Below are 10,029 nucleotides of genomic sequence, written 5' to 3' on the forward strand. Positions count from 1 at the left end.
AGATGACCGGCTACATGTACTCGCCCGTCATCGCCAACACCCACTTCTGGGTCACCTTTGTCGGCGTCAACCTGATCTTCTTCCCGCAGCACTTCCTCGGGCTCGCCGGCATGCCGCGCCGCACCATCGACTATCCGGACGCGTTTGCCGGCTGGAACATGGTGTCGTCCTACGGCTCGTACATTTCGTCCGTCGGCGTCGCGATCTTCCTCTACGGCGTCTTCGAGGCCTTCCAGAAGAAGCGGATCGCCGGCGCCAATCCGTGGGGCGAGGGGGCAACGACGCTCGAATGGCAGCTGCCGTCGCCGCCGCCCTTCCACCAGTGGGAACAGCTGCCAAAGATCAAGTAAGGCGGCATCCCGCGCAAATTCGAAACCGCCGGTCCGCCGGCGGTTTTGGCCAAACGGAATGATGGATTTGAGTACGCATGGCCCTAGTCGACGAAACCAGCATTGACCAAGCGGCCTTCCGCATGTCGGAAGCGACGGCGGGCGATTTCTTCGCCCTGCTGAAGCCGCGCGTCATGTCCCTGGTTGTGTTCACGGCCTTCGTCGGACTGGTCGCGGCCCCGGTGACCATCAACCCGCTGCTGGCGGTGATCGCGATCCTGGCGATTGCGATAGGTGCGGGCGCCTCGGGCGCGCTCAATATGTGGTATGACGCCGATATCGATGCGGTGATGACGAGGACGGCCAGCCGGCCGGTGCCGGCCGGGCGCATCCAGCCGCATGAAGCGCTGACCTTCGGACTTATCCTGTCGGTTCTCTCGGTGATGACGCTCGGCGTGCTGGTCAACTGGCTGTCGGCCACGCTGCTGGCCTTCACCATCTTCTTCTATGCCGTCGTCTACACGATGTGGCTGAAGCGCTGGACGCCGCAGAACATCGTCATCGGTGGCGCGGCCGGCGCCATTCCGCCCGTCATCGGCTGGGCCGCCGTGACCGGTTCGGTCAGCCTTGAAAGCATTGTCCTGTTCCTGATCATCTTCCTGTGGACGCCGCCGCATTTCTGGGCCCTGGCGCTGTTCAAGTCCGACGATTACCAGCGAGCCGGCATTCCCATGATGCCAAATGTCGCCGGTCAGGCCTCGACCCGCCGTCAGATCTTCGCCTACGCCCTGGTGCTGGCCCCGGTCGGGGTGCTGCCATGGCTGCTTGGCTACGCCACTCCGGTCTATGGCGTCGCCGCTCTCCTGCTTGGAGCTGGCTTTGTCTGGTATGCGTGGAAGGTGCTTCAGATGGCGGACGACGACCGGGTGATGAAGCCGGCCAAGGCCCTGTTCGCCTATTCGCTGCTTTATCTTTTCGCCATCTTCGCTGCCTACCTGGCCGACAGCGTCGTCGAGCGCGCACTTGCGATGGGTGGGGCATGACCATGGTCGAGGACAAGCTCGAGACGGTCACGCTGACCGATCGACAGAAGAAGGCCCAGCGCAGCCGGTCCATCGCCATTGGGGTGGCGCTGGCGGTGCTGGTCGTGATTTTCTACATCGCCACCATCGTCAAGTTCGGTCACAATCTGGGCACGATGTGATGAGCGTCGAGACCTCCCGAAAGCCGGCCGGCAAGAACAGCAACGTCGTCGTCGCGGCGGTCTGCCTTGCCTTTTTCACCGGCATGATCGGCATGGCCTATGCCGCCGTGCCGCTCTACAAGATGTTCTGCCAGGCGACAGGCTACGGCGGCAAGACGCAACGCGTCGAGAAGCAATATGCCGGCCGCGTGCTCGACCGCGACGTCACCGTCCGTTTCGATGCCAATGTCGCCGGCGTGCCCTGGGATTTCCAGCCCGTGCAACGCTCGGTCACGATGAAGATCGGCGAGACGGTGCAGGTGCGATACAAGGCCACCAACAAGTTCGATCGCCCCGTCACCGGCCGTGCGACCTTCAACGTGCAGCCGGAACTCGCTGGTCCATACTTCAACAAGGTCGAATGCTTCTGCTTCACCGACACCACGCTGAAGCCCGGCGAGACGCTGGACATGCCGGTTGTGTTCTATGTGGATCCTGACATCGTGAATGTGCCGGAACTGAAGGACATGAAGACGATCACGCTGTCCTATACGATGTTCCCGATCGAGAAGAACAAGCCGGTGGCATTGTCGGAACCGGTTCAGGGCGATAGCAATAAAGTTTCGAATACCGAAGGAAATCTCGGGGGTTGATATGGCAGACGCGCACGCAAGACCACAGCATGACTATCACCTGGTGGACCCGAGCCCGTGGCCCTTCCTGGGGTCGGTAGGTGCGCTTGTCACCGCCTTTGGCGGCGTTTGCCTGATGGAGTACCTGAAAGGGGGCAGCTTCCCGATCTTCGGCGTCAACATTGCCAATCCCTGGCTGTTCTTCATCGGCATCGCCATCGTCCTCTACACCATGTTCGCCTGGTGGTCGGATACCATCAAGGAAGCGCATGAGGGCCATCACACGCGTGTCGTGTCGCTGCATCTGCGCTACGGCATGATCATGTTCATCGCCTCGGAAGTGATGTTCTTCGTTGCCTGGTTCTGGGCTTATTTCGATGCCAGCCTGTTCCCGAGCGAGGTGCAGCAATATGCCCGCACGGCGTTTACCGGCGGTGTCTGGCCGCCGAAGGGCATGGAGGTTCTCGATCCCTTCCACCTGCCGCTCTACAACACCGTCATCCTGCTCTTGTCCGGCACCACTGTAACCTGGGCCCACCACTCGCTCATCCATGGCGACCGCAAGGGGCTGATCAACGGCCTGGTGCTGACTGTCGGCCTCGGCATGCTGTTCACCATGGTGCAGGCCTATGAGTACATGCACGCGCCATTCGCCTTCAAGGATTCCATCTACGGCGCCACCTTCTTCATGGCGACGGGGTTCCATGGCTTCCATGTCATCATCGGCACCATCTTCCTGCTGGTTTGCCTGATCCGGGCGATGAAGGGCGATTTCACGCCCAAGCAGCATTTCGGCTTCGAAGCGGCCGCCTGGTACTGGCATTTCGTGGACGTGGTCTGGCTGTTCCTGTTCGCATCAATCTACGTCTGGGGATCGGTCGGCGCGGTGATCGAGGGCCACTGATATCGGTCTGGTGATTTTCGGGAGGGCGGCCGCGGCGACGTGGCCGCCCTTCTTCTTTTGGCGCAAGGACGCAGAGCTGGGCAGGCTGCTTCAATTGGTCGACTGGACGGGTGGTAGCATTGCGTTTACGGCTTCCGGCATGGACGAAATCCAGGCAATCGTGGCCGATCGACCACCCATCGAGACGAGAACCAACCCATGAGTGACGACAAGGCGATCTGGCCTCCGATCGACCCGATCTCGGCCGGCCTGCATGGCCGTTGTCCACGCTGCGGCGAGGGACGACTGTTCTCCGGTTTCCTCACGGTGGGCAAGCGATGCGCCAATTGCGGCCTGGACTATTCCTACGCCGATGCCGGCGATGGGCCGGCGGTCTTCGTCATCCTGATCATTGGCTTCCTCATTGTCGGTCTGGCGCTCTGGGTCGAAGTCACGCTTAGCCCGCCGCTTTGGCTTCATCTGCTGATATGGATCCCGCTGGCGCTGGTGCTGTGCTTGACGGCGCTTCGACTGATCAAGGGCGTATTGCTCACCCTGCAATACGCCAACAAGGCGGCCGAGGGCCGGCTGGACCACGGCGAGTGAGCGAGGCTTCCATCAAGGGAGCTAGCCGTTCGCGGCCACGCACCGCGCTGCTGCTCGGCCTTGGCCTGGTGCTCCTGGCAATCCTGCTGGCGCTCGGCACCTGGCAGGTACAGCGCCTGCACTGGAAGGAAGGCCTGCTGCAGACCATCGACCAGCGCACCCACTCGGCGCCGCTGCCGCTGGCCGAGGTCGAAAGGCAATTCGCCGCCACCGGCGACGTCGACTATACGCCCGTCACGGTCAGCGGAACTTTCCTGCACGCGGCGGAACGGCATTTCTATTCGACCTGGGACGGTGAAGCCGGGTTCAATGTCTATACCCCGCTTGCCCTGGACGACGGCCGCTTCGTCCTGATCAATCGTGGCTTCATCCCCTATGACCTCAAGGACGCGGCCAAGCGCGCCCGCGGGCAGGTGACGGGTAGGGTGACGATCACCGGACTTGCCCGCAATCCGCTGCCGGGCAAGCCGTCGATCATGCTGCCCGACAACGATGTGGCGAAGAACATCTTCTACTGGAAGGACCGCGATGTGATGGCGGCGAGCGCCGGCCTGCCGGCCGGGTTTACGCTGGTGCCGATCTTCATCGATGCCGACAAGACGCCCAATCCCGGTGGTTTGCCGATCGGAGGCGTCACCATCATCGATCTGCCGAACAGCCATCTGCAATATGCAATGACCTGGTACGGGCTTGCCGCCGCGCTCGCCGCAGTGCTCATCCTGCGGCTTCGCCGTCCCGCGAAAGAGGAATGAACGCGGCCGACGCCCTTTCTACCGACACCCCCTTTCCACCGACACCCTTGACAGCGCGGGGGTAGGCACCTCATTTCGGCGCTGACGAACCGGCCAGGATTTGATGCTCCAGACAACCACCAAGCCTCCTCTGACGATCCGGCTCTGCCAGCCGCGCGGTTTTTGCGCCGGCGTGGACCGTGCCATCCAGATCGTCGTTCTGGCGCTGAAGAAATATGGCGCGCCGGTCTATGTCCGCCACGAGATCGTGCATAACCGCTACGTCGTCGAGGGACTGCAGAGCCTGGGCGCCGTCTTCATCGAGGAGCTTTCCGAAATCCCGGCTGAACATCGCCAGGCGCCTGTCGTGTTCTCGGCGCATGGCGTGCCGAAATCGGTTCCGGCCGATGCACAGGCGCGCAATCTGTTCTATCTCGATGCCACCTGTCCGCTGGTGTCCAAGGTCCACAAGCAGGCGATGCGCCATCAGCGGCTGGGCCGCCATGTGCTCCTCATAGGTCATGCCGGACACCCCGAGGTGATCGGTACGATGGGCCAGTTGCCGGAGGGCGCGGTGACGCTGGTCGAGACCGAAGCCGACGCCGCGACACTTGCGCCGGCCGATCCGCGGGCACTCGGCTTCGTCACCCAGACCACATTGTCCGTCGAGGATACCGCCGGCATAATCCGCGCCTTGCAGGATCGTTTTCCCGACCTTCAGGCGCCTGCGGCGGAATCGATCTGCTACGCCACCACCAATCGCCAGGAAGCGGTCAAGGAAACCGCCGCCGGCGCGGATCTGTTCCTGATTGTCGGCGCCCCCAATTCCTCCAATTCGCGCCGCCTTGTCGAAGTGGCGGAGCGCGCCGGCGCGACGATGTCGCTTCTCGTGCAGCGCGCCGCCGAGATTCCATGGGATGACATCAAGGGCATCTCGATTCTTGGCCTCTCGGCGGGAGCCTCGGCGCCGGAAATCATCGTCGACGAGATCATCGACGGATTCCGGCAACGCTTCGATGTCACGATCGACCTGGCCATCACGGCGACGGAAACGGAGGATTTCCCTGTCATGCGTGTATTGCGCGACGTTGAGCTGACGAGGGCCGACATGGCCTTCGTCAATGGAGCCGCGTAGGGCACATGGCGGTCTACACCGATGTTGCGGAAGGCGAACTCGGCGCATTCCTGAAGCATTACCCGGTTGGCGATCTCCTGTCCTACAAGGGCATCGCCGAAGGCACCGAAAACTCGAACTTCCTGCTGCACACGTCGACGGGATCCTACATCCTGACGCTCTATGAAAAGCGCGTCGAGAAAGCGGACCTGCCATTCTTTCTCGGACTTATGGGCCATCTCGCCAACAAGGGTGTATCCTGTCCGCTGCCGGTAACCGCGCATGACGGCAGCGTCATCGGCACGCTCGCCGGCCGGCCGGCGGTCATCATCACCTTCCTCGAGGGGCTTTCGCTGCGGCGGCCGACTTCAACCCATTGCGCCGAGGTCGGCAAGGCGCTGGCGCAGATGCATCTGGCCGGCGCGGATTTCCCGATGACGCGTCCGAACGCGCTCGCCATAGACGGCTGGCGCAAGCTTTGGGACGCGGCCCGCGACCGCGCCAACGAAGTCGAGCCGGGCCTTGCGGCGGAGGTCGATGCCGATTTCGCCGATTTCGAGCGCAACTGGCCGAAGGACCTTCCCGCAGGCATAATCCATGCCGATCTTTTCCCGGACAATGTCTTCTTCCTCGGGGAAAAGCTTTCCGGCCTGATCGATTTTTATTTCGCTTGCAACGACCTCTACGCCTACGATGTCGCGACCTGCCTCAACGCCTGGTGCTTCGAGAAGGATTTCTCCTTCAACCTCACCAAGGGCAAGGCTTTGTTGGCCGGCTATCAGGCCGTGCGCCCCCTGAGCGACCCGGAAAAGGCAGCGCTGCCGATCCTGGCGCGCGGCTCCGCGCTGCGTTTCATGCTGACCCGGCTGTACGACTGGCTGACCGTTCCCGATGGCGGGCTTGTGATGAAACGCGACCCGACCGAATACATCAGAAGGATGCGGTTCCACCGGGCGATCAGGTCCGCGTCGGAATATGGATTGGCCGAATATGGGGCATCATGAGCAAACAGGTTGAGATCTTCACCGACGGTGCCTGCTCGGGCAATCCCGGTCCCGGCGGCTGGGGCGCCATCCTGCGCTTCAACGGCAAGACCAGGGAACTGTCGGGTGGCGAGGCCGAGACGACCAACAACCGCATGGAATTGCTTGCGGCCATTTCAGCACTGAATGCGCTGAAGGAGCCTTGCGCCGTCGAGCTTCACACCGACAGCAAATACGTCATGGACGGCATCTCCAAGTGGATTCATGGCTGGAAGAAAAACGGCTGGAAGACCGCCGACAAGAAGCCGGTCAAGAACGGCGAGCTGTGGCAGGCGCTGGATGAAGCCAACCGACGCCACAAGGTCACCTGGAATTGGGTCAAGGGCCATGCCGGCCACACCGAGAACGAGCGTGCCGATGAGCTCGCCCGCGAAGGCATGGCGCCGTTCAAGAAAGGCCCGGCCAGGCCCGCCGAGGCGCCGAAGCCTGCCGCGCGGCCAAGCCAGCCGGCGGCGCCAAAGGCGCGGCGCTCGTCCCAGAGCTACTGATAGAGCCCACACACCATTTAGCGGATCAGCAGCGCGCTGCCCCAAAGCCCGAGCGCGAACACTGTGTGCGCTATCAGGTTGAGCGCCCTGATCCTCATCGGATTGGGCCGCTTCGAAGCGGCCCAGCCGGCGCCCAGGCCGGGGGCCAGCAGGAACCAGCCGGCGCCGACGGTGACGATACCGAGGATGAAGGCCGGCAGGAAGGTCGGCGCGGCCAGCCAGCCCGACCCTGCCAGCAAGACCAGAATGATCCCGTAGACGATGCCGACGAAATAGTGAAACGCCCAGCCAAGAACCAATTCATGGGCGTAGGGCGCGGCATCGCCGATATCGTCGTGAAAGACCTTGTCACCGAGATGCCAGACCCAGCGCCCCACCGGGGCCCAGTTTGGTCGTGGCTGGCCGAACGCCTTGTGGAGGAAGATCGCCCAGATATCCATCAGCGCGGTGGCGCCGATGCCGATCGCGATAGCGCGCCACAAGATGTCGAGCATCGTTGGTTTCTCCCGTGGGCCGTCAGGGCTGGAGCGCGAACGGCTGTCGGGCGAGGCGGCACCGCCGCGGCCCGCCCGCTTGGCTGTTAGGGTTCAGAGCTGTCCGAGAATATGCGCGGCGCCGGACTCGTCCACGCCGGGCTTTGTCTCGACGTTGAGCGCGGTAACCTTGCCGTCGTCGACGATCATCGAAAACCGCTTCGAACGCAGTCCCATGCCGCCACCGGAATAATCGGCGTCCAGACCAACCGCCTTGGCGAAATCGCCGTTGCCGTCGGCGAGGAAGAGGATCTTGCCCTCGCCGCCGGTGAAGCGCGCCCAGGCGCCCATGACGTGAACGTCGTTGACCGATACGACCGCAATGGTGTCGACGCCACGCGCCAGGATGGCGTCGAGGTTTTCGAGATAGCCGGGCAAGTGATTGTTGCTGCAGGTCGGCGTGAAGGCGCCGGGAACCCCGAACAGCACCACTTTCTTGCCTGCGAAGAGCTCAGCCGAGCTTATCGGCTGCGCGCCGTCGGCGGTCATCGTCTTGAAGGTCGCGTCAGGCAGCTTGTCGCCAGCGGAAATGGTCATGGTTTCCTCGCTTGCAAAAAAATTGGGGAAGACGTGTCTTGCCTAGCGAACTCGACGGCTTCCCGCAACCTTCCGGCAAGCTGGATCAAGGGAAAGGCAGAACCCCTTCGACGGCGCCCGCCGAACTTGTCAGCGTGTAGTGGAGCCCGCCATCCGTGGGCGTCGCCGACGGGCGGTCGAGGATCGGCACGGTGAAAATCAGCTTGCCGTCCCTTTCGCTGCGGGCAGGGGCGCCGAACATGTAGTCGCGCTCACCGGCGACAAAGAAATCCGCCGCTTCCGGATCGCCGGGAAAGCTCGCCTCGACAACCAGCGTTTCGTGATCTCCCGGCAGCACATTGACCCCGAAGTCGGGCCTCGCGGCTGCGGGCAATGCCGTGAAACCCGCCTTCACCAGCGCGGCGTCCTCGGCATTGTCGGGGTCGGAAGCAGGGTCAAGGGTCAGCCGGGTCTGAACCGGGATGCAGATCGTTTCACAGATGCCGAGAAATATATCGGCGTCGATGACGGCTGGATCCTTCGCCGCCGACAGGGTGAAGACCAAGGGCAGCGAGACCGGATAGTCATAGCCGGCCCACTTGCCATAGCCGTCGTCATGGCGCTGCGGCGCCGGAAAGGAGAGCCGCGCCTCGGCGATGTTGGTGCTGGCCGATATGTCGAGCTGCGGCGGCACGCCCGCATCGCCCGGATCGCGCCAGTAGGTCTTCCAGCCGGGCTTGAGCGCTATGTCCAGGACGCCTCGGATGCGGCCGGCATCATCGGGCTTGCCTGATGTCACCAGCCGCACCTTGCCGCCTTCGCTGTTGTACCAGGCCGACGAAGAGGCGGCGGCGGGAAGCACGGTGGCCGATCCGATCACGGCGCCGAGCAGCAGGATTTTCAAGCTTTGCATAAGGTGATTTGATCGTCCGTTCATGGCCGTGCAATGGCCTCATGGTCTCGCCAGTATCATATTTGCGTGACCTTCAGGCAGGAGTGCTCGAAACGGCTTCGGACGAATCCCTGACCGGGCATCTTTTCGGCGCTTTGGAAACGCGTTACCTTCATTGTCATGGACTTGTTGCGCAACAAGAAGATGGCCGCCACCCGTGGCTTTCTCGACGATCAGTTCCTGATTGCCATGCCCGGCATGAAGGATGACCGTTTCACGCGTTCGGTCATCTACATCTGCGCGCATAGCGATGAAGGCGCCATGGGCCTCATCATCAACCAGACGCAGCAGATGCTGTTTCCCGATCTGCTCGTGCAACTAGGCATCATGAACGAGCAGGAAGCGATCCGCTTGCCGGCCCAGGCGCGCGATTTCGTCGTCCGCAATGGCGGTCCGGTCGACCGCAGCCGGGGCTTCGTCCTGCATTCGGGCGACTACCGCGTGGAGTCGTCGCTGACTGTTTCAGACGACATCTGCCTGACGGCGACCGTCGATATCTTGCGCGCCATTTCGTCCGGTCGCGGGCCTCGTCAGGCGCTGATGGCACTGGGTTATTCGGGCTGGGGCGCTGGGCAGCTGGAAACCGAGATCGCCGAAAATGGCTGGCTGACCTGCCCGGCCAATACAGAGCTTCTGTTCGATACCGACCTCGAGCGCAAATACGACCGGATCCTCGCCTCGATCGGCATCGACCTCGCGCATCTCAGCCTTGCCGCCGGGCACGCCTGAGCGCCCAGCTCAGGCCTGCGTCAAGGGATACTGCTCCTTCAGCGTCTTCAGCACCTGGTCGCCCGGCATCGGCGCGCCGAACATGAAGCTTTGCACATATTCACAGCCCATCTGGCGCAGCTCCAGCGCATCGCTTTCATCCGAGATGCCCTCGGCAACCACCGAGAGGCCGAGTTCATGCGCCATGTTGACCATGGATTTGAGCAGCACCGCGCGTTTGGGCGTGGTGTCGTCGACGAAGCTCTTGTCGATCTTGATCGTGTCGAACGGGAACCGCGTCAGATAGGCCA

15 protein-coding genes are annotated in these 10,029 nt (G+C 62.7%); 11 read left to right on the plus strand and 4 right to left on the minus strand.

Features of this window, described 5'->3' with window-relative positions:
- The 10 genes from WC739_RS22405 to rnhA form a co-directional block, all read left to right on the plus strand.
- A partial coding sequence (locus WC739_RS22405) for a cbb3-type cytochrome c oxidase subunit I (RefSeq protein ID WP_372955181.1) occupies nucleotides 1–350 on the plus strand: 350 nt, incomplete at its 5' end.
- Nucleotides 351–427: 77 nt separating this feature from the next.
- The gene (locus tag WC739_RS22410; RefSeq protein ID WP_372955182.1) at nucleotides 428–1,372 is read left to right on the plus strand and encodes a heme o synthase; all 945 of its coding nucleotides are present in this window, start codon (nucleotides 428–430) and stop codon (nucleotides 1,370–1,372) included.
- Entirely contained in the window at nucleotides 1,369–1,533 is a 165-nt protein-coding gene (locus WC739_RS22415; protein ID WP_372955183.1) for a hypothetical protein, read from the plus strand. The genes WC739_RS22410 and WC739_RS22415 overlap by 4 nt, the downstream gene beginning before the upstream one ends.
- A complete protein-coding gene (locus WC739_RS22420; protein WP_372955184.1) occupies nucleotides 1,533–2,165 on the plus strand; it encodes a cytochrome c oxidase assembly protein in 633 nt (210 codons plus the stop codon). Before WC739_RS22415 ends, WC739_RS22420 begins: the two co-directional genes overlap by 1 nt.
- A gap of 1 nt (nucleotide 2,166) precedes the next feature.
- Nucleotides 2,167–3,048 (plus strand): cytochrome c oxidase subunit 3, encoded by an 882-nt coding sequence (locus tag WC739_RS22425; protein WP_372955185.1) that lies wholly within the window; start codon nucleotides 2,167–2,169, stop codon nucleotides 3,046–3,048.
- 198 nt (nucleotides 3,049–3,246) lie between these two features.
- Nucleotides 3,247–3,633, plus strand: coding sequence for a DUF983 domain-containing protein (locus tag WC739_RS22430; protein ID WP_372955186.1), 387 nt, complete (start codon nucleotides 3,247–3,249; stop codon nucleotides 3,631–3,633).
- Nucleotides 3,630–4,385 carry an SURF1 family protein gene (locus WC739_RS22435; protein WP_372955187.1) on the plus strand — a complete coding sequence of 252 codons (756 nt, stop codon included), beginning with the start codon at nucleotides 3,630–3,632 and terminating at the stop codon, nucleotides 4,383–4,385. Before WC739_RS22430 ends, WC739_RS22435 begins: the two co-directional genes overlap by 4 nt.
- Nucleotides 4,386–4,488: 103 nt before the next feature.
- Nucleotides 4,489–5,499, plus strand: coding sequence for a 4-hydroxy-3-methylbut-2-enyl diphosphate reductase (gene ispH, locus WC739_RS22440; protein WP_372955188.1), 1,011 nt, complete (start codon nucleotides 4,489–4,491; stop codon nucleotides 5,497–5,499).
- A gap of 5 nt (nucleotides 5,500–5,504) precedes the next feature.
- Nucleotides 5,505–6,482 carry a homoserine kinase gene (locus WC739_RS22445; protein ID WP_372955189.1) on the plus strand — a complete coding sequence of 326 codons (978 nt, stop codon included), beginning with the start codon at nucleotides 5,505–5,507 and terminating at the stop codon, nucleotides 6,480–6,482.
- Nucleotides 6,479–7,009: a ribonuclease HI gene (gene rnhA / locus WC739_RS22450; RefSeq protein ID WP_372955190.1), complete on the plus strand. Its 531-nt coding sequence runs from the start codon at nucleotides 6,479–6,481 to the stop codon at nucleotides 7,007–7,009. Before WC739_RS22445 ends, rnhA begins: the two co-directional genes overlap by 4 nt.
- A 17-nt stretch (nucleotides 7,010–7,026) precedes the next feature.
- Here the strand turns inward: rnhA and WC739_RS22455 are convergent, their stop codons facing one another.
- The 3 genes from WC739_RS22455 to WC739_RS22465 form a co-directional block, all read right to left on the minus strand.
- On the minus strand, nucleotides 7,027–7,503 hold the full coding sequence (locus WC739_RS22455; RefSeq protein ID WP_372955191.1) for a DUF2938 domain-containing protein: 477 nt from the start codon (nucleotides 7,501–7,503) through the stop codon (nucleotides 7,027–7,029).
- 93 nt (nucleotides 7,504–7,596) lie between these two features.
- Nucleotides 7,597–8,079, minus strand: a complete 483-nt coding sequence (locus tag WC739_RS22460; protein WP_372955192.1) for a peroxiredoxin — start codon at nucleotides 8,077–8,079, stop codon at nucleotides 7,597–7,599.
- An 85-nt stretch (nucleotides 8,080–8,164) separates the two neighbouring features.
- Nucleotides 8,165–8,971 (minus strand): protein-disulfide reductase DsbD domain-containing protein, encoded by an 807-nt coding sequence (locus WC739_RS22465; RefSeq protein WP_372955193.1) that lies wholly within the window; start codon nucleotides 8,969–8,971, stop codon nucleotides 8,165–8,167.
- A gap of 159 nt (nucleotides 8,972–9,130) precedes the next feature.
- On the opposite strand from WC739_RS22465, the gene WC739_RS22470 reads away from it, so the two are divergent.
- Nucleotides 9,131–9,739, plus strand: a complete 609-nt coding sequence (locus WC739_RS22470) for a YqgE/AlgH family protein (RefSeq protein ID WP_372955194.1) — start codon at nucleotides 9,131–9,133, stop codon at nucleotides 9,737–9,739.
- A 9-nt stretch (nucleotides 9,740–9,748) separates the two neighbouring features.
- Here WC739_RS22470 and WC739_RS22475 read toward each other — a convergent pair.
- Nucleotides 9,749–10,029, minus strand: a 281-nt coding sequence (locus WC739_RS22475) for an EAL domain-containing protein (protein ID WP_372955195.1), incomplete at its 5' end; no start/stop codon positions are given.

It is taken from the genome of Mesorhizobium sp. (genome assembly GCF_041661565.1).
In the GTDB taxonomy this organism is placed as follows: domain Bacteria; phylum Pseudomonadota; class Alphaproteobacteria; order Rhizobiales; family Rhizobiaceae; genus Mesorhizobium.